The organism is Paenibacillus sp. FSL K6-2859 (genome assembly GCF_038008265.1).
GTDB lineage: Bacteria > Bacillota > Bacilli > Paenibacillales > Paenibacillaceae > Paenibacillus_AQ > Paenibacillus_AQ nitricinens.
This window is the reverse complement of record NZ_JBBOYU010000001.1, coordinates 6312904-6338050: the sequence shown is the minus strand read 5'-3', so window position 1 is coordinate 6338050 and position 25147 is coordinate 6312904. Positions and strand designations below refer to the sequence as shown.

Annotated in this window: 20 protein-coding genes and 1 riboswitch; of the genes, 13 read left to right on the top strand and 7 right to left on the bottom strand. The window is 46.6% G+C overall.

Annotated features, from left to right (window positions below; translation table 11 throughout):
• Nucleotides 1-215 precede the first annotated feature (215 nt).
• On the top strand, nt 216-818 hold the full coding sequence (locus MHB64_RS28320; RefSeq protein WP_341135854.1) for a DL-endopeptidase inhibitor IseA family protein: 603 nt from the start codon (nt 216-218) through the stop codon (nt 816-818).
• Between the two features lie 46 nt (nt 819-864).
• Here MHB64_RS28320 and MHB64_RS28315 read toward each other — a convergent pair whose 3' ends face one another.
• Both MHB64_RS28315 and MHB64_RS28310 read right to left on the bottom strand, forming a co-directional pair.
• Nucleotides 865-1266: a CBS domain-containing protein gene (locus tag MHB64_RS28315; RefSeq protein WP_341135853.1), complete on the bottom strand. Its 402-nt coding sequence runs from the start codon at nt 1264-1266 to the stop codon at nt 865-867.
• A gap of 150 nt (nt 1267-1416) precedes the next feature.
• Complete coding sequence (locus MHB64_RS28310; protein WP_280787242.1) at nt 1417-2844, bottom strand: VanW family protein; 1428 nt, start codon at nt 2842-2844, stop codon at nt 1417-1419.
• Between the two features lie 229 nt (nt 2845-3073).
• Here MHB64_RS28310 and ftsE point away from each other — a divergent pair, with 229 nt between their 5' ends.
• The 5 genes from ftsE to MHB64_RS28285 all read left to right on the top strand — a co-directional run bounded on the left by ftsE (nt 3074) and on the right by MHB64_RS28285 (nt 9003).
• Nucleotides 3074-3760, top strand: a complete 687-nt coding sequence (ftsE, locus tag MHB64_RS28305; protein WP_094870886.1) for a cell division ATP-binding protein FtsE — start codon at nt 3074-3076, stop codon at nt 3758-3760.
• On the top strand, nt 3750-4664 hold the full coding sequence (gene ftsX, locus MHB64_RS28300; RefSeq protein ID WP_094870884.1) for a permease-like cell division protein FtsX: 915 nt from the start codon (nt 3750-3752) through the stop codon (nt 4662-4664). The genes ftsE and ftsX overlap by 11 nt, the downstream gene beginning before the upstream one ends.
• A 30-nt stretch (nt 4665-4694) precedes the next feature.
• Nucleotides 4695-6008 carry a murein hydrolase activator EnvC family protein gene (locus MHB64_RS28295; protein ID WP_341135852.1) on the top strand — a complete coding sequence of 438 codons (1314 nt, stop codon included), beginning with the start codon at nt 4695-4697 and terminating at the stop codon, nt 6006-6008.
• A gap of 125 nt (nt 6009-6133) precedes the next feature.
• Nucleotides 6134-7600 carry a S41 family peptidase gene (locus MHB64_RS28290; RefSeq protein WP_341135851.1) on the top strand — a complete coding sequence of 489 codons (1467 nt, stop codon included), beginning with the start codon at nt 6134-6136 and terminating at the stop codon, nt 7598-7600.
• 551 nt (nt 7601-8151) lie between these two features.
• Entirely contained in the window at nt 8152-9003 is an 852-nt protein-coding gene (locus MHB64_RS28285; RefSeq protein ID WP_341135850.1) for a PDZ domain-containing protein, read from the top strand.
• A gap of 55 nt (nt 9004-9058) precedes the next feature.
• Here MHB64_RS28285 and MHB64_RS28280 read toward each other — a convergent pair whose 3' ends face one another.
• Nucleotides 9059-9712 carry a response regulator gene (locus MHB64_RS28280; protein WP_094870877.1) on the bottom strand — a complete coding sequence of 218 codons (654 nt, stop codon included), beginning with the start codon at nt 9710-9712 and terminating at the stop codon, nt 9059-9061.
• A 57-nt stretch (nt 9713-9769) separates the two neighbouring features.
• Nucleotides 9770-10927, bottom strand: a complete 1158-nt coding sequence (locus MHB64_RS28275; RefSeq protein ID WP_341135849.1) for a sensor histidine kinase — start codon at nt 10925-10927, stop codon at nt 9770-9772.
• Nucleotides 10928-11168: 241 nt separating this feature from the next.
• Here MHB64_RS28275 and MHB64_RS28270 point away from each other — a divergent pair, with 241 nt between their 5' ends.
• From MHB64_RS28270 to MHB64_RS28245, 6 genes are all read left to right on the top strand, one after another.
• On the top strand, nt 11169-12104 hold the full coding sequence (locus MHB64_RS28270; protein ID WP_094876531.1) for an ABC transporter ATP-binding protein: 936 nt from the start codon (nt 11169-11171) through the stop codon (nt 12102-12104).
• A 17-nt stretch (nt 12105-12121) separates the two neighbouring features.
• Nucleotides 12122-13294 carry an ABC transporter permease gene (locus tag MHB64_RS28265; RefSeq protein ID WP_094876530.1) on the top strand — a complete coding sequence of 391 codons (1173 nt, stop codon included), beginning with the start codon at nt 12122-12124 and terminating at the stop codon, nt 13292-13294.
• Nucleotides 13287-14447 carry an ABC transporter permease gene (locus MHB64_RS28260; RefSeq protein WP_094870870.1) on the top strand — a complete coding sequence of 387 codons (1161 nt, stop codon included), beginning with the start codon at nt 13287-13289 and terminating at the stop codon, nt 14445-14447. Before MHB64_RS28265 ends, MHB64_RS28260 begins: the two co-directional genes overlap by 8 nt.
• Nucleotides 14448-14564: 117 nt before the next feature.
• Complete coding sequence (locus MHB64_RS28255) at nt 14565-14888, top strand: L-rhamnose mutarotase (protein WP_094870868.1); 324 nt, start codon at nt 14565-14567, stop codon at nt 14886-14888.
• 222 nt (nt 14889-15110) lie between these two features.
• Nucleotides 15111-16265, top strand: a complete 1155-nt coding sequence (locus tag MHB64_RS28250; protein WP_094870866.1) for a cation:proton antiporter — start codon at nt 15111-15113, stop codon at nt 16263-16265.
• Nucleotides 16266-16510: 245 nt separating this feature from the next.
• Entirely contained in the window at nt 16511-19525 is a 3015-nt protein-coding gene (locus MHB64_RS28245) for an efflux RND transporter permease subunit (protein WP_341135848.1), read from the top strand.
• Between the two features lie 502 nt (nt 19526-20027).
• On the opposite strand, the gene gcvPB is transcribed toward MHB64_RS28245, so the two are convergent.
• The 3 genes from gcvPB to gcvT form a co-directional block, all read right to left on the bottom strand.
• Nucleotides 20028-21488 carry an aminomethyl-transferring glycine dehydrogenase subunit GcvPB gene (gcvPB, locus tag MHB64_RS28240; protein WP_094870863.1) on the bottom strand — a complete coding sequence of 487 codons (1461 nt, stop codon included), beginning with the start codon at nt 21486-21488 and terminating at the stop codon, nt 20028-20030.
• A complete protein-coding gene (gcvPA, locus tag MHB64_RS28235; protein WP_341135847.1) occupies nt 21485-22837 on the bottom strand; it encodes an aminomethyl-transferring glycine dehydrogenase subunit GcvPA in 1353 nt (450 codons plus the stop codon). The genes gcvPB and gcvPA overlap by 4 nt, the downstream gene beginning before the upstream one ends.
• A 106-nt stretch (nt 22838-22943) precedes the next feature.
• Nucleotides 22944-24056 carry a glycine cleavage system aminomethyltransferase GcvT gene (gcvT, locus tag MHB64_RS28230; protein WP_341135846.1) on the bottom strand — a complete coding sequence of 371 codons (1113 nt, stop codon included), beginning with the start codon at nt 24054-24056 and terminating at the stop codon, nt 22944-22946.
• 186 nt (nt 24057-24242) lie between these two features.
• Nucleotides 24243-24341, bottom strand: a riboswitch (glycine riboswitch).
• A 237-nt stretch (nt 24342-24578) separates the two neighbouring features.
• Here gcvT and gcvH point away from each other — a divergent pair.
• Nucleotides 24579-24971 carry a glycine cleavage system protein GcvH gene (gene gcvH / locus MHB64_RS28225; protein ID WP_094870857.1) on the top strand — a complete coding sequence of 131 codons (393 nt, stop codon included), beginning with the start codon at nt 24579-24581 and terminating at the stop codon, nt 24969-24971.
• Nucleotides 24972-25147: the final 176 nt, after the last annotated feature.

Genomic DNA, 25147 nt, shown 5'->3' with positions numbered 1-25147 from the left:
AAAAATATATAAATGCGTTTTCATCCTACTGTTTATTGGGTATTTTAGCTTGCGGGGTGCATAAGCTGGAACAGTGGCTATCGCCTGTATTTTTCAGAATATAAAAAGTATACGTTTCACGCTTTACATTATTTTTATATTTCTCGCATAAACGCTTACCGTCCTTTAGGGACGCCGAAGGCGTTTTAGCTTGGATGACAAAGGAGGAATTCCGAATGAACAAAAAGTGGATGATTGGTTCGTTGGCCCTTTCCATAGGCCTTATCTCAGCAGGTGGGGGAGTTATGGCGGCTTCGCCGTCAGCAGGGAGTGCCGAAATCAAGAAGGTGGCTGTATCTGCCCCTGGGAAAGAGGGCCCTGCTACCATTAATAATTTGACGGTGAAAAGCATCATTCCGCTGGTAGTCCATGCAAGAGCTCTTTATTTCTATAGTAATCAAGGCGGAAACATCTTCCCGATAGAAACCTTCACGTATAAAGCGCAGGAGTACCGTTATCTGTCCAGTGACATTGGCACAAAGACGAAGCTGATGAATTACATAAAAAAAGCCTACACTCATAATGCAGCGGCATATTATGTGCAGACTCAATTTTTGGAGTATAACGGAAGAATGTCGCAGGTTAATGCAGATGTGGGCAATCTATTGATGTATGAAAAAGCCACCGCCCGCATGCTCTCCAAAACTGCAACAACCGCTGAATTTGAACTGACCGTTCCTTATCCAGATGCGCAGGAAAGCAGTGAGTCGGTGTATGTGAAGCTGAAGAAAGTGGAGGGATACTGGAGAATCGACACGTCACCGGATATTCTTTTCTGAGGAAAGGGGAAGGTATTAGAGGAAAGAGGATGGCAGGGGCTATGAACTAACTGCGCTTCAGGTCAGAGATATATACAACACCTGCGAATTTACCTTTGCGGGTAATAATGACACAATCATTCTTCATAGGATCTGGGCGGCTCATAGCAGTATCTAATACGGATTCAAGTGGAGTAGAAATATCAAATATGAGTGGAGTTTTGTTCATAAGCTTCATGGCAGGCTCTTTGTAGAACAGATCTACTCCTGATCTTCCTGTGGCTTTTAAAAAGAAACGTTCGCTCATTAACAATCCAAGCGGTTCATTCGTGGCGTTACAGACGACGATGCATTTGGATTCTGGGTGCTGGAACATGACGCGAAGGGCTTCTCTGCAAGTACGTGAGGCAAAAATAGCAGGGGCACTGCGGACAATATTAGAAAGATCATTTACAAGAGCTGTTGACATGATGTTCATCCTTTCTGATTATAGGTCTATTTCTAATGTACCCCCGAATCGTAAATTTTAAAGGCGACAAAGATCATCTACAGGTAAAATAGATGCACAGGCAAAAACGGTCAGAACCTCACGAGGTCTGACCGTTTTTTTGTAGGTAATTTATTCACTTCGAACGCCATCCTCTACTAACTGCTTTCTAGGTGTTTCTGGAATAACAGATTTGCTTACGCCTCCACGATTGATAGCGATTAATCGTTTTTGAGCGTAATACACGTCACGCGATAATTTCTTTACCTCAGTGGATTTACCGTCAACAAACCGGGTGCTGTAAGTCTCAACAACATATCCGGTTTTTCCATTTTGTATAACGCGTGAGCCGCCACGAGGGAGGGAAGGGTCGTTTACATACTTGTCTACTGGAGGCAGCACCTCTACGATTTGTGAATGGACCTTATATGTAACATTTTTCGGAAAAGTACCGAAGAGCTTAATCGTTAGTGATCGGCCTTGCACAGCCGCTTTAATGACTAGATATTTGCCAGTCGTATTGCGAAAACGGAAGTTGATATAGCCTTCAGCGAAGGTGGCATCTTGGCCTTTGGGTAGATAGTTGACCGGCAAGGAGTGATTGCGGCGCTCCACAATCTCCAGTCCGGTGCGCAGAGCGGCATTGTACAGCGTACTGGAAACTTGGCAGATTCCGCCGCCGATGCCGGCTTGAAGCTTACCGTTCACAATGACTGGCGCTTCTCGGAAGCCATATTCAATTTTTGCTTTTTCAATAGCCTTGCCATAGTCAAAAACGGCTCCAGGTGGGAGCACGGTTCCGTTCACTGCTTTGGCCGCTGATTCAACGTTGTAGATTCGCCCAGGGCCACTTGCACCGAGAGAAGTACTGAATTGCATGATTTTTCGCTCAATGCCTTGCTCCTTTAAAGCGTTTAAAGTGATGTCTGGCTGTAATATGGTTAAAGGAACTTCCAGTGTAATCCCCTTTTCTTGCAGCGTGATCAGACGATTAAACCGTGTGGGGGCAGCAGCCCATAGTGAGGTCACCATTCCTGTCCAGTCCACTTCAAGGGAAGTCTTTTCAGACGTATATATTACACGATCATCTCCGGTAATTCGCCGCGTAGCATCCACAGGATCTCCGAAGGATTCTCTCTCCCAAGCGGGACTCAGAATGGACTGTAATTGAGCAATATCCAGATGGGCTTCAAGACTCCAATTTTGGGGGAAGTTGTACCGGGTTTTTACCCGATCCCATAGCCGCCCTTCTGTAAGATCTTGTAGACCTTGCTCAAAAGCAGCGGCTTCATAGGTCATTCCAGCTTGTTTAAGTTTGAGGGTAAGCTCAGAATTCCCTTCGACCTGTAACACAAGGGGGATAGATTCAAGGGCCTGTAGCTTGTTCTCCAGTTCGGAACGTACCTCTGAGATATTCAGCCCGCCCACTTCCCATCCGGCAAGGGTTGTACCTTTTGGAAGCGTGTTTTTATGGCCATATAGTTGAAATCCCCCATAGATTAATGAGCCGATAAGAATGAGTGCAATGACTATTATGAGGGTAAGATGGATTTTTTTCATGAATAATCTCCTTCCTGGATGGCTTCTGCGAGCAGTACAGTAGGTGCTTTTTATATGTATATGTACAGACATTACAAAACTTTCGAATAGTGGGGCAGTTACGGGGTACTCAATCGGTTACAGATTTGTTACAATAGATACATTGCGGAAATATTGAAGTTTATGGAAACTTAAGCTGGACTCTGTCGATTCACACAAGTGGAAAATGTCATAATTGGGAAGTGAGAAAATGATTGAAATGCAAGATGTATGGAAGACGTACCCTAACGGAACTCACGCACTGCAAGGAGTTTCAGTAAAAATTGACCGCAATGAATTCGTGTATGTTGTCGGTCCATCCGGCGCGGGTAAATCTACTTTTATGAAATTGATTTATAGAGAAGAAGTGCCAACTAAAGGTCAAATTTCTGTGGGAGGCTTTAACATAGGGAAGCTTAAACAACGTAAAATCCCATATGTGCGCCGTAATATCGGCGTTGTGTTTCAAGATTTCCGGTTATTGCCAAGGATGACAGCGTATGAGAATGTTGCTTTTGCCATGGAAGTTATTGAAGCACCGAAGAAGGTCATCAAGAAACGTGTGAATGAAGTCCTCGATCTGGTTGGACTCAAAAATAAAGCAAATCGTGAGCCCTCACAGCTCTCAGGTGGAGAGCAGCAGCGGATTGCAATTGCCCGGGCTATCGTTAACAACCCATCTGTTATTATTGCGGACGAGCCTACAGGAAACTTAGACCCTGAGACTTCATGGGGCATTATGCAGCTGCTGGACGAAATTAATTTTCGTGGAACAACCATTGTAATGGCTACCCATAATAGAGATATCGTGAATAAAATGCGCAAGCGGGTGCTTGCGATTGAGAACGGAAACATTGTGAGAGACCAGGCGAGAGGGGAATATGGCTATGAGTTTTAAGACCTTCTTGCGACACATGCGGGAAGGCTTCAAAAGCGTATTCCGTAATGGCTGGATGTCGATTGCTTCGATCACTTCCATAGTTGTCTCTCTTTTTGTCCTAGGTGTATTTATTCTTCTTGTTCTTAATGTGAATGCCGTAGCGGATGGGGCAGACAGTCAGGTACAGATTAATGTGCATTTGGCACTAAATGTAGATCAGAAGCTGCGTGAGACTTTGCAGACTGAAATTGGTAATATGCCGGAGGTCAGCAAGATTACGTTCATCTCCAAGGACCAAGGGCTTAAAGATCTCCGTGCAGACATGGGTGAGGACGCGGCTGAGCTTCTGGAAGGGTTCGATGAAGACAATAACCCTCTCCCAGATACGCTTAAGGTAGAAGTTGTTGAACCTACTACGGTAGCCTTTGTGGCTGAGAAGATCGAAGCACTCAACAAGACACATACCGAGCAGCCTATTTATAAAGTGAAATATGGCAAGGGCTCGATCGAAACCTTGTTCAAAATAACCCGCGCTGTACGGAACATTGGTTTTATTTTTGTAGCAGGTCTGGGGCTCATGTCTATGTTCCTCATCTCTAATACGATTCGGGTTACGATACTTGCCCGTCGTAAGGAGATTGGCATTATGAAGCTCGTAGGTGCGACAAATTATTTTATTCGCTGGCCTTTCTTTATAGAAGGAGCACTGATCGGTCTGATCGGATCGCTCATTACCTCCGTTGTCTTGTATTTGGGTTACAGCACTTTGGAATCGACTGTACAGGGAGATCCTATGCTCCAATTGCAGCTAATTCCGTTCGATAGTATTTGGATGCTGGTCGTTGGTGTACTAGTTGGACTAGGCGTGCTGATCGGCGTCTGGGGAAGCACGGTTTCTATTCGTAGGTTCTTGAAAGTTTAATACTAAAAAGTGAAGGATGGGGAGTGCAAGTTGAAGAAGATTGCTGCCGGACTAGCCGTAATGTTACTAGCTGTCACTATATTCCAGCCCTCTGATGGATATGCCAAAAAAACAAGTGTTGCCGAAATCGACAAGCAGCTAAAGCAGCTGCAAAAAGAGGTGCAGGAAGCTAAGGCGCAGCAGGAGAAAGCGGCGTCCCAAACGCAGGAAGCACAGCATTATAAGAATAAGACGAATCTCAATCTGCAGTATGTCTTACAGCAAGTGGATCAAGTTAAGGGCAAAATGACCGAAATCTCTACCCAAATTTCCGATACAGAACAATCTTTGAATGTTACTGCAACGGAATTGGATAAAGCAGAGGCGCGAGTCGCCTCCAGAGAGGAAGTCTTGGGGTCCCGTGTTCGCTTGATGTATACCGATGGAGCGGTTTCTTACTTGGATGTTTTGCTCTCATCGACAAGCTTCGCTGATTTTCTGGATCGCGCGGATTCACTTAAGATGATTGTGGATCAGGATCAGGAGCTGTTAGTTCAACATAAGCTGGACAAGCAGACGGTGATAGAGAAGAAACAAGAGCTTGAAGGGCAATATGCCCAAGCCAAGCAGCTGTATACTTCTTTGGAACAACAGAGAAGTCTGCTGAAGGATAAAGAAGCTGAGAAACAGGAGCTTATCGCATTCTATGATAAGCAAATTCAAGAAAGTGATGATTTAAGTGAAGAGCAGAATGAAAAGCTAGTCAAACTGGCAAGCGAACGCTCTGCGCTGGAAACGCAAAAGGATAAGATTAAGGCAGAGGAAGCCGCTCGCAGAGCAGCAGCGGCTAAGGCGGAAGCGGCTCGTAGAGCTGCGGCGGCTGCCAAGAAGGCTGCAGCTGCAGCTGCAGCTAGTAAGGGAAACAGTAGTTCTAGCTCCAGCTCTAGTGATACGGGATATTCAGGTGGAGATGGGCCGTTTCTACTTCCTGTAGGATCCGCAAGAATCTCATCCCCATATGGACCACGGACACATCCAATCACGGGTGAGAAGGGGAAAGTACACACCGGCGTCGATTTTGCGGTTCCACAAGGAACCAATATTCATGCGGCGGATTCCGGAACGGTTATCTTGGCTGAATGGTGGAGCGGTTACGGATATTGTGTAATTATTGATCATGGAGGCGGAGTTTGGACGCTCTACGGACATATACGTAAAGGCGGTCTTAGAGTTAGTGCCGGGGATAAAGTCAATCGCGGTGATGTGGTTGCTGAATCTGGTTCCACAGGTAATTCAACGGGTCCCCACCTTCACTTCGAAGTACGGATTGACGGTAAGATTGTAAATCCTATGCCTTATCTCTAATTTTTAACGAACTTATCACTCATATTATTTGATTGTACGGCATATACTGGAAGAGATACCGTACCTTTCAGGACGGACTTAGGATGTTGTTTACAAGATGGACAAGAAGGGACGGTGGGAACATCATGTTAAAAAAAAGCACCGCGGCGTTTATGATTATCGCCGCCCTGCTATGCGGTAGCTTAGTAACCTTGGGCGTGACGGGTTATACTCATGTCTTTGGACAAGCTGCAGGACAAGGATTAGCCTCTGCGTTGCAGGTTGCAGGTCTACAGCAGAAGGAATCCCAGAAGCTTGGGACTGCGCTCAGTTTGATTGAGAGCAATTACTACGAGACGGTAGATCGGGAGAAGCTGATAGATGGTGCTGTCAACGGTATGATGGAAGCGCTAGGCGATCCCTATTCCAACTATATGGGAAAAGAAACTGCTGAGAAATTTGAAGAGAGCATTGAGGGTTCCTTTTCAGGTATCGGTGCAGAAGTCTCTTCGGATAACGGTAAGGTAGTCGTGGTCTCCCCAATCAAGGGTTCACCTGCTGAAAAAGCAGGAATTCAGGCCAAAGATATCATTCTTTCCGTTAACGGAGAATCGTTAGAAGGCATGGATCTGAATGCTGCTGTTGCGAAGATACGCGGACCTAAAGGCAGTAAAGCCACTTTGAAAATACAACGTTCTGGCTCTGTAGAGCCTCTGGAGTTCGCTCTTACTCGGGATGATGTGAAGCTTGAGACGGTATATTCAACTATGGAAAAAGACGGAGTAGGGGTAATCGAGGTCACTCAGTTCTCCCTAAATACCGCAGAACGATTCAAGGAAGAGCTTGAGAAGCTGGAGAAGCAAGGCATGAAGGGGTTGGTCATTGATGTCCGTAATGATCCAGGCGGTGTCCTCCCGATTGTTATTGAGATGGCTGAAGAGTTCGTTCCAGCTGGTAAAAATATAGTTCAAATAGAATACAAAGATAAAAAACGCGAAGTTAGCACCTCCAAGGGGTCGAGCAAGGCTTATCCAGTGGTAGTGCTAATGAATAAAGGTAGCGCGAGCGCCTCGGAAATATTGGCGGGTGCCTTGCAGCAGTCAGCGGGAGCCAAGCTGATTGGTGATAATTCATTTGGTAAAGGCACGGTGCAGACAAGTTTTGACAAACAGCTTGGAGATGGCAGCTTGCTGAAGGTTACCATTGCTAAATGGCTTACACCGGACGGCACATGGATCCACGGAAAGGGAATTAAACCGGATATCGCGGTAGCGCAGCCGGATTACTTCTCAGTGGCTCCGATTAACAAGAGCGTGACGCTTCAATATAACATGAACAACGGTGATGTAAAGAGTGCACAGACGATGCTGGATGGCTTAGGCTACAAGCCTGGTCGCAAAGATGGCTATTTCGATACTGGCACTAAGAATGCAGTGAAGAAATTCCAGAGTGAAGCGAAACTTCAAGTCACAGGCATGATTGATGCCAAGACCGCGGAGGCGCTGGAGGTGGCACTGATCAAAGTGATTCAGGACCCTGCCAAGGACAACCAACGGAATAGAGGGATTGCTGAGATTCAGAAGGAAATTAAGGCGGCAGCGTCGAAAAAGTAAGAAGGCTGAATTCAGCCTTCTTTTTTTCTGTTAAAAAGAGCAAGGGCTAATATTCAGGGAAGAAAAGGAGTGTGACGAACAGTTTGAATGTGATTCAGGAATTATTAGGAAGCTTGGGCACTGCGTTCTTACACTTATTGATCCAGCCATATTACTATATTGCTATTATATTTATTGCGTTGTATTACCGTCGGCAGGTGGCATTAGAACGTAAGCTAATTCATGTGAAGCTGCATAGCTGGGGTCAAGAAACGTGGCGAACGGTGTGGAGTGGGCTGGTGATGGGACTAGTGGTTTCTATTGCAGCCACATTGTTAGGAGTATCCTTATCAGGTACAGCTGTGGCCTGCATTTGGGTAGTTAGTATCCTGTTATCGCTATTGCGTGTACGGTATTTGTGCTTCGCTTATTCTATAGGTTTGCTAGGTGTGATTCAATTTGTACTGTCTTTCTTTCCGGATGCCTTACATAGCGGAACGGTCGGGAATATTACAACAGCCATACGGGAGATGGATATTCCCGCATTGCTAGTGCTAGCTGCGCTACTGCACATGGCGGAGGCGCTGCTGGCCCGCTGGCAAGGAGCGAAGCTTGCGACGCCCCTCTTTTTGAAGGGCAAGCGCGGCATGGTTGTCGGCGGCTATCAGCTGCAGGCTTTCTGGCCGCTGCCGCTGTTCCTGCTGATCCCTTCGGGGGCAGGAACGGATCTGCCATGGCAGCCGCTGCTGGGCGGCGGGCTTGGCATGGTCTCTTTGCCCGTCATCATCGGCTTCAGCGAGATGACGCAGGGCATGCTGCCCGGGCACAAGGCGGCCCGCACTTCAGGACGGCTGCTGATGTACAGCATCGTCCTGCTCGGCTTAAGCCTGCTTGCCGCTTGGTGGAGCCCGCTGACCCTGCTCGCGGCGCTCGCAGCGATGGTGCTGCACGAAGGGTTAAGCTGGTACAGCGCTCTGGAAGAGCGCAGCATCAGCCCCATCTTCGTGCATCCACCGCGCGGCCGCAAGGTGCTGGCCGTGCTGCCGGGCAGTCCCGGGCAGGAGCTGGGCATCCTGCCCGGCGAGATTTTACTGAAGGTCAACGGGGTTCTGTTGACCGATGCCGCGCAGCTACATGAGGCGCTGCGCATGAATCCAGCGTTCTGCAAGCTGGAGGTGCAGAACCGTGAAGGGGAGAGCAAATACCTTCAGAGCCCGATCTACGACGGGGACCATCATCAGCTCGGCATCATTCTGGTACCGGAGACAGATGGAGCGGTTACTGCGGAGGCGAAGCCTTCTAGCATCTTCAGCATCATCGCAATGAAGACAGGTACTCGCAGCCGGAATCTGCCGATTGGGCGAATCAAACAGAACAAAGCCGATAAAGTCGATAAAGCCAAGAAGGAATCGGCAGAAGGATAGATAAAGTTAAGCCCGGACTCTGGAAATATGGAGTCCGGGCTTTTTTGTAGAACTCCTATCCCCGCCCACCCTTCAAATAAAAAATAGCAATCTGCGTCCGATCCCGCAGCTCTAATTTACTCAGAATATCTGTTATGTAATTTTTGACCGTACCCTCGCTAAGAAACAGCTGTCCGGCGATTTCTTTGTTGCTATGCCCCTCAGCGATAGAGGCGACAACGGCCAGTTCCATTTTGGTTAGTCCAAAAGATTCCAATGGCTGTACCTGTGGAGATTCAGGGCGAGCAGCGGGCTGTAGAAAGGTGGCAAGCTTGCGCGCAATATCAGGGTGAATCAGCATATTACCTTCATGGACTGTTTTGACGCCTTGTATGATACGGTCTGGCGGTATGTTTTTGAGCAAATATCCACTGGCTCCGTTGCGAAGCGCTTCAATGATATACTCATCGTCATCGAAGGTGGTTAGCATCAGTATCGAAACTTGTGGGAAAGCCTGCTTAATCTTCTCTGTCCCTTCAACCCCACCACAGCCGGGCATCCGAATATCCATTAGAATCACATCGGCTATGTCCCCCGCTTGAAGCAAACGCAAGGCTTCATTCCCCTCACTTGCCGCTCCGATCACTTCAATATCGGGGTCCATCCCTAGCAGCACTTGCAGACTTTGACGAATAAAAGGATCGTCATCTACAATCATCACCTTAATCATTAGCGTGGCTCCTTTTTCATAATTTAGATTTCATCTTTGCCTCGAGTCCTACGTTCCCTATACAATCTCTCCCTGCTTATAAATGGGCAACCGCGTAACAATGGTGAAATGTGGCTCCTGCAGTAGTTCCAAGGTTCCGCCAATCAGCTGCGTTCGTTCTAACATTCCTTTCATTCCCACCCCTCCACTTTCCGGTAGTTTGCTTAGCTTACTGCCTTCGGGAACTGTCCCGTTGTTGCTGACCTCCATAGTAACTCCAGTATCGCTGAAGTAGATTTCAATCCAAATGGCTGTTGCTTTTCCATGACGTAGGGCATTGGTTATGGCTTCCCGGGCGTTCTTATACAAGATCACCTGAATACTAGGATATAGCGGATAAGGTATCCCAAGCACTTGGTATGAGGTCTCAATTCCTGTATCGCGCCCTGTCTCTTCGAGCAGTCGGTCTAACGCGTAAGCGCCCTCTAATTGTGGCGTATAGTTGATACGCTTCACTGCGGAGCGCATATCGTCCATGCTGGCTGACAACTGATCTCGAATGAGCTCCATCATTTTCATCCCGCTCTCTGGGGAGGTGGGTAAGGTAAGTAACGCAGCTTCCATCATCATTTTAATACGAATGAGACGGTGGCCGATATCGTCATGGAGTTGGCGGGAGATACGAACCCGTTCTTTGGACTCGGCTGCATCTTCTACTTGGGCGTTAAACTCCAGCAGTCGGTTGCGGGCTTCATCCAGCTCGAAATGCTTTTTTCGCAGCTCGTCGTATAGATGGAGGGTGTTCTCACGGCCCCGCCCCGCCCTCTGTAGCAATTCGTTGAGATAAGCAATGAGCAGAAACATAATGTTGATGATAGTGATTATAAGCTGTGGGGAATCCCGGAGCGCGATGTTTAAGGTAATCAGATGCACAACCGTAAACACGAGAGGCACTGCTTGAGGCTGAAGTCTAGAATAATAAAGCAATGCTGAAATCGCGGGGAAAATCATTATGCTGCCGTACTGGTAACATAACCAGGCGGTGAACAGTATTTCCACAATGCTTATCAAGGCATGAAAGGACAGGGGCAGCTTTGGCACCATGACTACAAGGAATAGAAGCATCAGAATATGTAACGTGAAAATCCCATAGTCGGCATATGGGTAGATGTAAATGCTAATACATGAAGGAACTATGATGAGTAAGTAACGCAATAGGGCTAGCTCTCTAGTCACGCCTGTGTCATCCTTTATGTTTTTTTCTAATCTTAGCATATTTTCTCACTATATAAGTTGAACTAAAAAACATTCACCGCAGTCACGGACTTACCTTAATAGAAAAATCTTAAGTTCAACTAATATAGTTCAGGAGATGACTTAAGTCACCTTCAAAAGATGACCTTTCGTACCTCCTTGAACATTCGCTTTAAGCTAGAATTGGAACTATAAAAGCGTAAATGACAGGAGAGATGAACGGATGGCAATCGCCGTATTAACCGATGTGGTGAAACGATATGAAGGTAAGCTAACAGTAGATCATGTAAATATGACGATAGAAGAAGGAGAAATTTTTGGCTTGCTGGGCCCGAACGGAGCGGGTAAAAGTACAACGATCAGTATGATCTGTGGTCTACTTAAGATTGACGGAGGAGACATTGTGATCGACGGTCTGCCTGTGTCCTCGAAATCGCTTGAGGTGAAGAAAAGAATTGGTTTGGTTCCACAGGAGTTAGCCTTATACGACACGATGTCAGCGGCGGATAACGTTACCTTTTTCGGAAGATTGTATGGTTTGCGTGGCAAGCTCTTGAAGGAACGGGTAGAAGAAGCTCTTGTGTTCACAGGGCTTAGCGACCGAGCCAAAGAGAAACCCTCAACCTTCTCCGGAGGGATGAAGAGACGTCTGAACATTGCCTGCGCGATTATGCATCGTCCTAAGCTGATTATTATGGATGAACCTACCGTGGGGATTGATCCGCAATCTCGTAATCATATCCTTGAATCAGTTAAAGAGCTCAATCGACTCGGCTCAACAGTTATTTATACCAGTCACTATATGGAGGAGGTTGCGGCCATTTGTGATCGGGTAGCCATTATGGATAAAGGGCATATCATTGCTTGCGGCACGGAAAAAGAACTGCGGGAACGCGTTGCCAAGGAAGAAAAAATCGTCATTAAAGCCACCAATGTCACACCAGAGCTTGTCCAAGAGTTGACGCTTCACCCTAGAATTAGACGCGTAGAAGCAAAGGAAGAAGTAGTCGAGCTGTATCTTCCTTCTTCACAAGGGGAGCTACAGGACATCCTTTTTATTTTTGCTAAGCATAAAGGGATTATCGGCTCGCTAAATATTGAAGAACCTGATCTGGAGACGTTGTTTCTAAACTTGACCGGAAGGACCTTAAGAGATTAAAGGGGGGGATTATTCTGATGAATACTTGGACGATTATGATCTATGAGCTGCGAAGACTATTTAGCTCACGTTCTATGATATTAAATATGTTTTTACTGCCCCTGTTATTGATCTTTCTCTTAGGTGCTTCCCTCTCCGGTGTCGTTGGTGACAAAGGTCCCTCTACGATTGATGTTGTTCGAGTGGCTGTTGTTAATCCTTCTGGGGAGGGTTACGAGAGCTCGTCGATGATGGACAGTTTGTTAAAATCATCTGAGCTTAAGGATATCATTACTCCGATTACCGTAAATAGTCGGGATGCAGCAGAAAGCGGTCTGCGAACAGGAAAATATGGTTATGCGGTGATTGTCCCGCCAGGCTTTGATAGTAAGGTACAGAGCGGTGGAGAAGCACAGCTGGAATTTATACTGGGCAAAAAAAGTACAGATAACCTGGTGGCTGGGACGGTATTCGATAATTTTCTGAGGAGTCTTAATTATAAGCAGTCTGTGGCGATGACACTGGGTCCGGCAGCTATGAACGTTATGGCATCTAGTTCTACCAGTAATCTGCCTTCTGTAAAGCTTGGAGAACTGAGTGAGGGAGGGGTTTCGTATACTTCTTCACAGTTCTATGCGGTGTCCATGATGCTGATGTTTCTGCTATATAGCGGCTTGACGGTTTGTACTTCTCTTTTTAATGAAAAAGAGAATCATACCCTCTTCCGGATAAACGCAATGCCCGTTAAAGGATCTGAATTATTCATAGGTAAAATGCTTGGCGTAGGTGTTGTAAGTATAGTGCAGTGCGCAGCCATTATTATTCTAACGAATGTGCTTTTCGGGGTGAATTGGGGGAATCAGCCGGGCTTATTGTTCCTATTTTGCCTGCTGATGATCGTGGCCTCCATGACATTATCTATCGTTATTTCTATGTTCAGCAAGACTGGAGCAAGCGCAAGGAGTATCGTAACTCTGCTCACAGTAAGTATGACCTTTATTAGTGGAGGCATGGCACCTCTTCCAGAATCATGGGTGAATTCTATAGGGGCTTTCACGATTAATCATTGGGCCATGCAAGCAATCTTGAAAATGATGCTGCATGCCGATGTATCGCAAATCATGCCGAATTTGGGAGTGTTATCGCTGATCTGTCTTGTGTTGTTCAGTGCAGCGGCCATTTCGTACCGGAAGGTGGGTTATCATGGATAAAATCTTAACAATTGGCTGGAACATGGTGAAACGAACCATTGGTACTAGGAAGGGTGTGCTCATATATATTTTGCTTCCTTGTATTGTGCTCGCCGGTATTGTTTCCGTTACTGGAACGATAGGGGAGAACCCAGCTGTTGTGCTGTATTCCAATATGGATAACGGGACTGCAGGTAAGCACTTGCTCACTGAATTAAACAATTCCGGAGAATATAAATTTGTAGAAAAAGCTGACGAGAATGCTTTAAGGGAAGGCGTAGTTGCTCAGAATGGAGAAGCGGGGATTCTAATCCCAGCAGGCTTCACCTCGGCACTCCTTGCCGGAGAAGAGCCACAAATTAGTGTGTATGAGCTGAAGACGAATGAAACTTCCGTTATGATTAAATTAAAAGCGAGCGCAATTGCGGATGAAATGCGGAGTACCGCCACAATCATTGGAGCAGCTAATGAAGGATCTAGCGACGATGACGCACAGTTTACTACTGTTATGCAAAGAGCGGAACAGCACAGTATTGGCAGCATCCGAACCGATTATAATTTATATCCTCGGGAGGGACTGGGAGTCGTAACAGGCTTAACGTTAATGTTCCTCATGAGCCTCGTCACGAGTTCTGTATCTCTAATTATGGATGATCGAAAAGGCCGGACCATGATGCGGATGTTCAGTGCTCCGGTTCGTTCTTATGAAATTGCGATTGGTAATTTTCTGGGCAGCTTCATGGTCGGATTGATTCAGATCCTCGTAGTGCTGGCTTTAGGTCGCTGGGTGCTGCATTATGATTATGAAGTTCCAATCTATCTATATTTCCTCGTTCTTGCGGCATTTATGCTGGTGTCCATGGGGATCGCGAGTACGGTGGCAGGATTAATTCGAAATCCTAATAATGCGGGTATGCTGAATTCCCTAATTATCACACCGACTTGTATGCTTGGCGGCTGCTTTTGGCCCTTATCCATTATGCCGGACTATATGCAGAAGGCAGCTAACTTTGTTCCGCAAAAATGGGCCATTCAAGCGATCGACATCGCTGCAACCGGCGGGGGCTGGAATGAGTTATGGTTACCTTTTGCGATCTTAGGCCTTATGGCGGCAGTGTTGCTGGCGATAGGTTCTGCCATTCTCCGCCCAAGTGAAGCGGGAATTAATGCTTAGAAAGCATAAGGCTAGATATTCATAGCTTGGACTGTTACCTTCAGGTACAATAATAGGTATCCAATGTATTTGATTCTTATAATGTACAGTAGAGGACATTTCTAGGAGGATGAACAGATGAGCAGCAATAAAATGGCTTGGACATGGCGGGTGAGGGAAGAATGTCTGGAAGCGTATGTAGCGATGCATTTAAATCCATGGCCAGAAGTTCTGGAGGAGCACAGTAAGGCTGGTATTTCTAACTATTCTATCTTTCAGAATGGGAATCAGTTTTTTTATTGCTTTGAATGTGAGGATACCGAAGCAGCTTTCAATTATATTGCCAAAAGCGACGCCTGCAACCGATGGAATGCCATTACCTCAAAGATGGTTGAAGGATCATTTGATTTCAATGACGAGGTGCCAATGTTGCCTTTACGCGAAGTGTTCTACCTAAAATAGCGAAGACGATTCTGCAATTTCTAAAATTTGCATATTGTATATTATCGGCGTATCATGTTTACAGTCTTTTATATTACGGTTATAATATATTTAATAATGTTAAATTGAATAATTTTTTGTTTTTTGGAGGAGCCTGTCAACAAGGGCTCCTCTTTGTCTTTTTTTGGCTTGGAGAAGTCCCTGGTTGGCAGTTCTTATATACAACAAGGGAGTGGATGAAACATGGAGTTTGTTCTATATCTTATGCTGATTATACTATTCACCAAGCTAGCTGGTGATTTATCTGTACGACTGGGACAACCGTCGGTACTGGGTAAGCTAATTGTCGGTATTATACTGGGTCCTGCGGTACTAGGTTGGATTCAAAATGGAGAGTTTATTCATTATTTTTCGGAGATCGGTGTTCTATTGTTAATGTTTATAGCAGGGCTTGAGACGGATTTGGAGCAACTGCGCAAGAACTGGAAGTCAGCTTTCGCAGTAGCCGTCGGAGGTATTATTTTACCTTTTCTAGGTGGATTCGCCATCGGAGAAATGTTTGGATTTGCTTATCATAATGCTATGTTTATGGGCGTCATTCTTAGTGCAACATCGGTCAGCATTTCAGTACAGGTGCTGAAGGATATGAATAAGCTAAATACACGGGAAGGTTCTACCATTCTGGGAGCCGCTGTAGTGGATGATATTCTGGTTGTTATTTTGCTCGCTGTATTAATGAGCTTTTTTGGCACAGGAGAATCAGTATCCATTGGTCTTTTAATTACGAAAAAAGTGCTGTTCTTCGCTGTAGCGCTTGTTGTGGGTTGGTTTGTTGTGCCGCGGGTGATGAAATGGATGGCTCCGCTAAAGGTGACAGAGGCTGTTATCGCAGCTGCGCTAATGATTTGCTTTGCGTTCGCGTATTTTGCTGAAATTATGGGGATGGCAGGCATCATCGGTGCTTTTGCAGCTGGGATTGCTATTTCTCAAACCTCTTTTAAGCACACTGTGGAATCTAAGCTGGAGCCTATTGCCTATTCGATTTTTGTTCCGGTCTTCTTTGTCAGTATCGGACTTAATGTTTCCTTTGAAGGAGTTGGCAGTCAACTGGGATTTGTCCTCTTGTTGACGGTGATTGCCATTCTGACCAAATTGTTTGGTGGCGGTCTGGGTGCGCGTCTTACAGGTTTTAATAACCATTCCTCGCTTATTATTGGTTCAGGGATGATTTCTAGGGGTGAGGTTGCATTGATTATCGCGGCAACAGGTCTGAGTAGCGGATTGTTGCAGCAGCAGTATTTTACTTCGGTAATTATTGTTGTCATTGTAACTACACTTGTAACACCACCACTCTTAAAATATATGTTCCGCGATCCAGTGCGCGCTGGAGAGAAATAAAGCAAAAGAAAAGGCGCCTTATAAGTCATTTACATGGCTTATGGGGCGCTTTTTTTTGTGCTCTAGTTTCCTGTACTTCAGAAGGAGAAAGTTCCCCGCCTCAAGACGGAGTATAAAACCAGCCGTAGGGCTGTTTTGACTTCGGCTAAAAATGTCTAAACTAAATCTCGGGATGGAAAATAATACATAATGGGGCAGTCATAAAAGGAGTACCAGAAATATACGGGGTGGAAGGGGAAACGAGTATGAAATGGTTAACCAAATGGTCGTTCGGTAACAAGGCGGCGGTAGGGCTTTTAGTGGTAATGGCGCTAGTAGTGGGAGGGCTGAGCTACACTTCGCTGCCGATGGAATTTATGCCAGAGGCGGATAATCCGCAAGTGACTGTAACGGTGCTCGGTCCGGGTCAGGATGCCCATGCGATGGAAACAAAGGTTACGAAGCCGATTGAGGCTGGGGCTGCTTTTGTAAAGGGAAAGAAAGAAATATTGTCTACTTCCGGAGACGGATACGCACAGGTGAATATTTTTTATGATTCGAAAACGAATATGAAGGATGCTGCTGGGGAGGTGCAAAAGGTTGTAGATTCGTTGCAATTCCCTGAAGGGGTGATGGCTCCTTTTGTACTTCAATTGAATACTTCCATGATTCCCGTGTCGCAGGTTACGCTTTCGTTTGATGAAGGGCTAACTAAAGAAAACCTTAAGCTTGCGGAAGAAACGATCATTCCAGAGATGCAACAAGCTGAAGGTGTAGCCAACGTCGCCTTATATGGCAAAGTAACTCCGCAAGTGCGAGTGAAGCTAGATCCGAAATTAATGGCTGAAAAAGGTATTACGACGCCTCAAGTGTTAGGGTTACTTCAAGGACGTAATGTATCAGCATCCCTTGGCGAGCAGACGATTGGGGGTCAGACAGGGAATGTTAACGTGGTTTCTGCGATAGATAGTATCGATACGTTAAAAAAACTTCCTGTTTCCGCGGGCGTTAAGCTACAGGATATTGCTGCTGTCGAGTTGAAGCAGGATCAAGAAAGCGTTAGCCGCTCGAATGGGAAAGATGTTCTTTTCGCCATAGTAACCAAAGAAGCTAACGCAAATGCAGTGAGTGTCGGAGATCATATCCAAGATACCGTAGCACATATTAACAAAACCATTCCAAATGCAGAAGCAGCGGTGGTATTCAGCACATCAGATATGGTGGTTACCTCGGTGAACAGTATGATGCGTGAAGTATTGCTTGGCGCGTTGTTCGCTACGATCGTGATTCTGTTGTTCCTGCGCAACCTGCGGGCAACTCTGATTACGGCGGTTTCTATCCCGCTTTCCTTAGCAGTTACTTTATATCTATTGGATATATCCGGTATAAGTCTGAATATTATTACGCTCGGTGGTGTGGCTGTTGCGGTCGGTCGCTTGGTGGATGATAGTATCGTAGTCATTGAGAACATTTACCGTAGGCTGCAAAAAGAACCCTTCTCTCGTGAAATGATCATAAGCGCAACTGGGGAAGTGGCTAGAGCAATTACTTCATCTACGATTGCAACGGTAGCGGTATTTCTGCCGATGGGTCTTCTGCGTGGTAGTTTGCAGGCTTTCCTGCTTCCGTTTGCCTTAACTGTAACGTATTCATTGCTTACTTCACTCGTTGTAGCCTTGACGGTGGTTCCATTGTTAAGCTCATGGCTGCTCAGAAGAACTTCTATGAAAGAACATGAGCCATCTAAATGGTTTACCCGATTCCTTGATTGGAATCTTCGCCGAAAATGGATCACTTTATCCCTAGGTCTTCTGCTTCTGATTGGCTCCATCGCAGCCTATGTGACGATGCCAAAAGGTGCGCTTGATGCTTCAGATGCCAGCTATGTCTCTGTTCAGTTGAACTATCCGAAGGATGTTCCTGTTAAAGAGATTTTGGAAAAAGGAAAGCAGCTAGAGCAAGATCTGATGAAACGTCCAGAAGCAGAAACAGTGATCATGCAGTCTGGGAATAGTGCGGACGCAGCACAATGGGGGAGTGTCAGCTCAGAGACCTTAGTGGACTATACCGTTGTTATGAAAAAAGGTGCAGATGCGCAAGGCTTCATCGATTATGTCCGTGATGTAAAGGATTCCTATGCAGGAGCAACCCTGGTGGCCAATCAAATGAGTATGATGGGTTCAAGCTCCACTAGCGAGTATATTGATATCGTGGGTGATAATCTTACTGATATTACTGCTGTTGCAGCAGAGGTTACGGATAAGCTGAAGACTGTGGAGGGTATTCAGAAGGTCAGTAGCAATATGGAGGATACCAAACCTGTCTTTACATTTAAGGTAGATCCAGTACAGACGAATGCACAAGAAATTACCATGCAATTGTCGGCTATGCTGAATCCGATCCCTATAGGGCAAATCGAACTGGACGGTACGCCTGCTGGAGTAGTGTTAGATCCTATAGCTGAGCCAAAGACAGAGCAAGATTTAAAGGCAATGACGCTCATGACTGCTGAAGGTCCAAAGCCATTGTCACAACTAGCAACCTATGAGGTTCGGAATGAACCAGCACTGTTGTTCCATAAAGATGGGAAGCCATATGCGAGAATCACAGCGGAAGTGGATCCGAAGAAGGTGTCTGAAATCGGAGCGGATATAAAAAAACAAACCGATAGTCTTACCCTTCCAAAGGGTGTGACTCTATTTGCAGGCGGAGCCTCGGTGGATCAGTCAGAGGATTTCGCTGACCTTGGTATGACAGCGCTGATCTCCATCGGGTTGGTGTATCTGATCATGGTCCTCACCTTCAAAACCCTTCGTGCTCCGCTGGCAATTATGTTCTCCTTGCCGCTAGCAGCGATTGGTGCGATTGTTGGACTGATCGTATCCGGCGTAACGCCTGACTTCACCGCTTTATTCGGGGCGTTGATGTTAATCGGTATCGTCGTGACCAATGCCATTGTGCTCATTGACCGCATTAAGCAGAATGAAGTGCATATGAATATCCGCGAAGCGATTCTGGAAGCGGCCGGAACACGGATGCGTCCGATTCTGATGACGGCAATTGCTACCATTTGCGCCATGACTCCACTGCTGTTCGGCCATGCCGAGATGGGCAGCATTGTCTCGCAAAGCTTGGCGATTGTGGTCATCGGTGGCTTGACCGCGGCAACGCTGCTTACGCTGGTTGTGGTTCCAGCGATTTACGAGCTGTTCTACTTCCGTAAATCGGCTAAGGAGCGCAAGGGCGCGGTGAAAGTAGAAATTCCGACGCATGGTGCTTAATTTCAAAAAGTTATAGTGATAAACAACTGAAATAGGCCCTTCTCAGTCATTTTAAATGATGCTGGGAAGGGTCTTATTATTTAGAAAATGAGAATTTACTTGCGCATTTGGACAGTGCGAGAGATCTAAGTTTTGATTTTATAAATAATGATTTTTACAACGATATACAACGCATTTAGCATAATTAATATGAAAGTGATGATAGAGAATATTCTATGGGACGAAGACAAGGCGGATAACATAAATAATGCGAGGAGCAAATAGGGAAGGGACAATAAATATTTTCTGTGGAATACATTATGGACAAATTCAAATTTCACAAGGAATACATTCCTTTCTAAGGGGAAAACGCTACCATCCAAATTAGAATATCATAACTCCAGATTTTTGCGAAGGTGCAGGCCGAGTAGATCATAGTGTTGATTTTTATTCGCATACTAAAAAGCAGGCCGACGATAAACCGATTATCGTGGCCTGCTTTTTTAATATTGCTCACTATCTATTAACCGCAAGAACAATTCAATACCGGCTTACGCGCGGCTTGTGTCTCATCCAAACGGCTAATCTCTGTGGTATGCGGTGCGTTGATTACGATCTCCGGTGTCTCCTGCGCTTCTTTCACGATCTGGATCATTGTATCGATGAAGCCGTCGAGCGTTTCTTTACTTTCGGTTTCCGTAGGCTCGATCATCATACATTCCTCAACAGTCAGAGGGAAGTACACGGTTGGCGGATGGTAGCCGAAGTCGAGTAATCGTTTAGCAACGTCTAAGGTGCGCACACCATACTGCTTGAGGTTTTTGCCGGACATTACGAATTCATGCTTACATACGCCCGGATACGGAATTTCAAAATACGGCGCCAGACGGTGCATCATATAGTTGGCATTCAGCACGGCATTTTCGGATACCTCACGCAGTCCATCTGGGCCATAGGTACGGATATAGGCGTAGGCACGAACCAGAATACCAAAGTTGCCGTAAAAAGCTTTCACGCGTCCAATGGATTCAGGTCCGCCGAAGTCGAGTGAGAAGCTGTTATCTTCGTTTTTCACCACAGTTGGTTGTGGTAGGAACGGAATCAGGATGGATTTTACGCCAACAGGTCCGGCTCCAGGGCCACCGCCGCCGTGCGGGGTACTCATTGTCTTATGCAAGTTCAAATGCACAACGTCAAAGCCCATATCACCGGGGCGGGTAATGCCCATAATAGCATTGGAGTTCGCTCCATCGTAATAGAGCAAGCCGCCTGCTTCATGCACGATCTCAGCAATCTCGACGATTTGGGTCTCGAACAAGCCGAGTGTGCTTGGGTTAGTCAGCATCAGCGCGGCAGTATCGCTGCCGACTGCTGTCCGCAGCGCTTCAAGATCAACCATCCCTTTATCTGTGGATGGGATCGTGATCGTTTCAAGTCCTGCGGCTGAAGCACTAGCAGGATTGGTGCCGTGTGAGGAATCCGGCACGATAACCTTCGTGCGGGTCTCGCCGCGGCTTTCATGGTAGGCGCGGATCATCATGAGACCGGTCCATTCCCCATGAGCACCTGCGGCAGGTTGTAAAGATACAGCATCCATGCCGGTTAGTGCAGACAAGTCATTTTGCAGGGTATACATTAATTCCAGTGCGCCTTGAATGCTTTCTTCTGGCTGGTAAGGGTGGATCTTAGCTAGGCCTACGATGCGGGCAACATCTTCGTTAATCTTCGGATTGTATTTCATCGTACATGAACCGAGTGGATAGAAGCCGTTATCTACCCCAAAGTTGCGGCGTGACAAGGAAGTGTAGTGGCGAATGACATCCACTTCCGATACTTCTGGAAGCACGACGGGTTCGCTACGGAGTAAACCTGATGGAATCAGAGATTCTAAGCTTTCTTCCTGCGGCACATCGCACAGTGGCAAAGAATAGGCCGAACGGCCGGGACGGCTTAATTCAAAAATTAGACTTTGCTCCGGTTTCATAAACAGCCCTCCAGTGCGCTAGCGAATTGGTCGATTTCGTTTTTGCTTCTTTTTTCCGTAACGGCTACCAGCATATGTCCAGCAAGTTCAGGATAATCACGGCCCAGATCATAACCGCCTAAATAACCTTCCTTCAGCAGCTTCGAATTAATTGCGCTAACGCTGCATCCCTCAGGAAGCTTCAAGACAAACTCGTTAAAGAAGGGGGAGGAGAAGGCATATTCAGCACCTGTTAGTTGGCTAAGTTTATCAGCGGCATAATGGCTTTTACGAATGTTTAGCTCGCCTACTTCACGCATACCTTCTTTGCCCATAACGGACAAGTAAACCGATGCGCAGAGAGCAAGCAGCGCCTGATTGGAGCAGATGTTCGAGGTAGCTTTTTCTCGGCGGATATGCTGCTCCCGTGCTTGCAGCGTCAGAACGAAGCCGCGTTTCCCGTTACGGTCAACCGTTTGGCCTACGATACGGCCCGGCATCTTACGCATCAAGTGCTCAGCTACCGCGAAGAATCCACAGGTTGGACCGCCGAGGGAAGCTGGAATACCAAGTGGCTGAGCGTCACCGACTACGATGTCGGCTCCGAGCTTGCCTGGTGTTTCTAGTACGCCAAGAGCGATCGGATTTGCACTGACGACGAACAACCCTTTAACAGCATGGATCAGCGGCTCAACAGAGCTAAGATCTTCGATGCTGCCAAAAAAGTTAGGCGATTGCATCAGTACTGCGGCTGTATCACCATCAATGGCTTCAGCAAGCTTCACCTGATCGGTAACGCCGTTTTTATAGTCAATCTCCACGACCTCAAGCCCCCAAGCATTAGCCGATGTGCGTAACACTTGGCGCGCTTCAGGATGAACGGTGCGGGAAACAATTAATTTTTTGCGTTTGGTAGCACCAGCTGCGAGGACTGCTGCTTCGGATAATGCGGTTGCGCCATCATACATGCTGGCATTGGCTACTTTCATACCGGTTAGTTCGCAAATGTAGGATTGGAATTCGAAGATCGCCTGCAGTTCGCCTTGGCTGATCTCCGGTTGATAAGGGGTGTAAGCAGTGTAGAATTCAGAACGGGAAATGACATGGTTGATCACCACAGGGATGTGATGGTCATATAATCCGGCGCCGAGGAAGCTGGCGTGCGAATCGAAATCAGCATTTCGTTCAGCGAGACCTTTCATGTGACGTAGCAGGGCGTACTCATCGAGTGGTTCAGACATCGGCATAGTGCCTTGATAACGGACGGCTTCAGGAATATCGGAGAACAGCTCATCTATGGACTGAATCCCGACGGTTTCCATCATCTCTACGCGGTCCTGTGCTGTCATGGGCAGATAACGGTGCTTCATTAAGGTTTCACTCCTTGGCTTTTTTAAAATATAAGAAAGTACAATTTTCACGCTATACTTTATCCTTCTATTTCTCGCTTAAAAGCTAACCGTCCCAATATGGACGCTAAAGGCGTTTATACTTGTAAAAAGGGGCTTTAATCACGACAGCCTTAAGCTGCTTGCCGCGTATCTCTACGAATACCTCTGTGCCTATTTCACTGTAAGCTGTATCAAGCAAAGCTAATCCCAGATTGCGTTTCAGCGTTGGTGATTGGGTTCCGGTTGTGACCTCTCCGATTTTAACGCCGTTCGCATAGACTGGGTAATGGGAGCGCGGAATGCCCCGGTCAATCATTTCTAAGCCGACCAGACGTCGGGGTAGACCGGCTTCTTTTTGCTGCACTAGCGCATCGCGACCGATAAAGTCCGCTTTGTCCAGCTTCACAAAGAACTGTACTCCAGCTTCAAGAGGGGTGATGTCAGCTGACAGCTCCTGACCGTACAGCGGCAATTTTGCTTCAAAACGCAGCGTATCACGGGCGCCCAGTCCAGCAGGTGTTAATCCGTGAGGAGTGCCAGCTGCGAGTAGGCCGTTCCATAACGTTGCTGCCCCATCCAGCGGAGCGTAGATCTCGAAGCCATCTTCGCCGGTGTAACCCGTACGGGAGATCAGTACTTCTACACCGCAGACGGTTGCGCGTTCGATGAAGTGGAAAGGCTTGAGTTCTGAGATCGGAGCATCAGTAACTTTCGCGAGTATGGTCTCTGCCAACGGGCCTTGCAAGGCAAGCAAAAGCGTCTCGTCAGAGACATTAGTGAGTGTGACTTCACCGAATTCAGAGGTCAGATGCTCTTGCAGCCACTGGAAGTCCTTATCGATGTTGGAGGCATTTACGACAAGCATATAACGGTCTTCACTTATTCGGTACACGAGCAAATCGTCGACCACACCGCCGTTTGGATAACAGAGCAGCGTATATTGTGCCGCACCATCGGTCAGGCGGCTGACATCGTTGGTCGTCATTTTTTGTAAAAAGGCTTCAGCACCGCTCCCGATCACCATGAATTCACCCATATGCGATACATCGAACAGTCCAGCCTGCTGGCGAACAGCTTCATGCTCCTTCACGATACCTGTAAACTGTACTGGCAGCTCCCAGCCGCCAAAATCAATGCACCTGGACTCCGTGTAAGCGGAATAGAGATCGTAAAAAGGTGTTCTTTTCAAAGCATCCATATTGTCACTCCCCTAGTCTGATTACATACGAAAAAAAGGACAGGCAGAAGCAATCATGCATAAATGCACTAATCGCTTTCTGCTCTGTCCTTTGTACCTGAGAGTTACCCTGCCGTAACGAACCTGCAAGTTTCCCCGTTGGTGACCTGACGCACTCAGCCCCGCGTCTGATGCTCTCCAGAGGTACGTCCGACAAAGGTCCTTTTGCCTGAGAGATTCACCCCTGTTAGGGCTTACTCCTTCGGCGCCGTCTTCAAGTGAGACAGTCTCTCCCTATGCCATCATCCGCAACTGTATTTGTTTTATATTTCTCCGAGAAACGGTTATCGTCTATAAAAAAGACGACAACGTCGTTTCTTCTTGTATGTCTCCATTAAACGGGTATAGGAGGGCGCTGTCAACAAGAAAAAGTCAAAAAAACGACAAATTTATTTTACTGTTAGTAATATTGACATTCTGCTCTGGGATCACTTAGGCTATAACTAAATTTAGAATTCCAATTTGGAAATGAGGCGGCTTGAAATGAGTGAAGTTTTAGATCACCTTCTTTACAGCGAAGAGCATGAGTGGGCACAGCAAGTGGAAGGACGCGTAGTACGTATTGGGATTACGGATCATGCTCAGCATTTGTTAGGCGATATCGTATTTGTGGAATTTCCAGAAGTGGGCTCGGCCATTTCAGCCGGTGACAGCGTAGGCAGTATCGAATCCGTTAAGACTGTATCGGAATTATATTCACCCGTCTCGGGGACGGTTACCAAGATTAATGACGGTTTAGAGGCTAGTCCGGAGCTGATCAACGATAAGCCGTATGGCGAGGGTTGGATTTTTGAAATTGAAGTGGACGGAGAGTATGCTGATGCTGTAAAAGGTCTGCTGGATGCAGCCGGATATCGTGCATTGGTAGGAGAGTAATTGGGATTTTTCACAGTATATTAATTTTATCGCGAGTGATATTTGTAGCAGCAAGTTTCTGTTTTTGGGGACTTGCTGTTTGGTATTTTTATTTAGAGGTGGGTGGGGATTTTTGCGTCATACCCTGGGACGGCTCGGAATTATTTGATTTTATTTAAAAGCGAATCTGCTGTTGT

Bases quoted from the DNA above. Each gene is read 5' to 3' on its own strand.
- MHB64_RS28270 (WP_094876531.1), top strand. From the start codon at position 11,169: ATGGCAATCGCCGTATTAACCGATGTGGTGAAACGATATGAAGGTAAG.
- gcvT (WP_341135846.1), bottom strand. From the start codon at position 24,056: ATGGATGCTTTGAAAAGAACACCTTTTTACGATCTCTATTCCGCTTAC.
- gcvH (WP_094870857.1), top strand. From the start codon at position 24,579: ATGAGTGAAGTTTTAGATCACCTTCTTTACAGCGAAGAGCATGAGTGG.
- ftsX (WP_094870884.1), top strand. From the start codon at position 3,750: ATGAGTTTTAAGACCTTCTTGCGACACATGCGGGAAGGCTTCAAAAGC.
- MHB64_RS28260 (WP_094870870.1), top strand. From the start codon at position 13,287: ATGGATAAAATCTTAACAATTGGCTGGAACATGGTGAAACGAACCATT.
- MHB64_RS28250 (WP_094870866.1), top strand. From the start codon at position 15,111: ATGGAGTTTGTTCTATATCTTATGCTGATTATACTATTCACCAAGCTA.
- MHB64_RS28290 (WP_341135851.1), top strand. From the start codon at position 6,134: ATGTTAAAAAAAAGCACCGCGGCGTTTATGATTATCGCCGCCCTGCTA.
- gcvPA (WP_341135847.1), bottom strand. From the start codon at position 22,837: ATGAAGCACCGTTATCTGCCCATGACAGCACAGGACCGCGTAGAGATG.
- MHB64_RS28315 (WP_341135853.1), bottom strand. From the start codon at position 1,266: ATGTCAACAGCTCTTGTAAATGATCTTTCTAATATTGTCCGCAGTGCC.
- ftsE (WP_094870886.1), top strand. From the start codon at position 3,074: ATGATTGAAATGCAAGATGTATGGAAGACGTACCCTAACGGAACTCAC.
- MHB64_RS28265 (WP_094876530.1), top strand. From the start codon at position 12,122: ATGAATACTTGGACGATTATGATCTATGAGCTGCGAAGACTATTTAGC.
- MHB64_RS28310 (WP_280787242.1), bottom strand. From the start codon at position 2,844: ATGAAAAAAATCCATCTTACCCTCATAATAGTCATTGCACTCATTCTT.
- MHB64_RS28245 (WP_341135848.1), top strand. From the start codon at position 16,511: ATGAAATGGTTAACCAAATGGTCGTTCGGTAACAAGGCGGCGGTAGGG.
- MHB64_RS28255 (WP_094870868.1), top strand. From the start codon at position 14,565: ATGAGCAGCAATAAAATGGCTTGGACATGGCGGGTGAGGGAAGAATGT.
- gcvPB (WP_094870863.1), bottom strand. From the start codon at position 21,488: ATGAAACCGGAGCAAAGTCTAATTTTTGAATTAAGCCGTCCCGGCCGT.
- MHB64_RS28320 (WP_341135854.1), top strand. From the start codon at position 216: ATGAACAAAAAGTGGATGATTGGTTCGTTGGCCCTTTCCATAGGCCTT.
- MHB64_RS28285 (WP_341135850.1), top strand. From the start codon at position 8,152: ATGGCGGAGGCGCTGCTGGCCCGCTGGCAAGGAGCGAAGCTTGCGACG.
- MHB64_RS28280 (WP_094870877.1), bottom strand. From the start codon at position 9,712: ATGATTAAGGTGATGATTGTAGATGACGATCCTTTTATTCGTCAAAGT.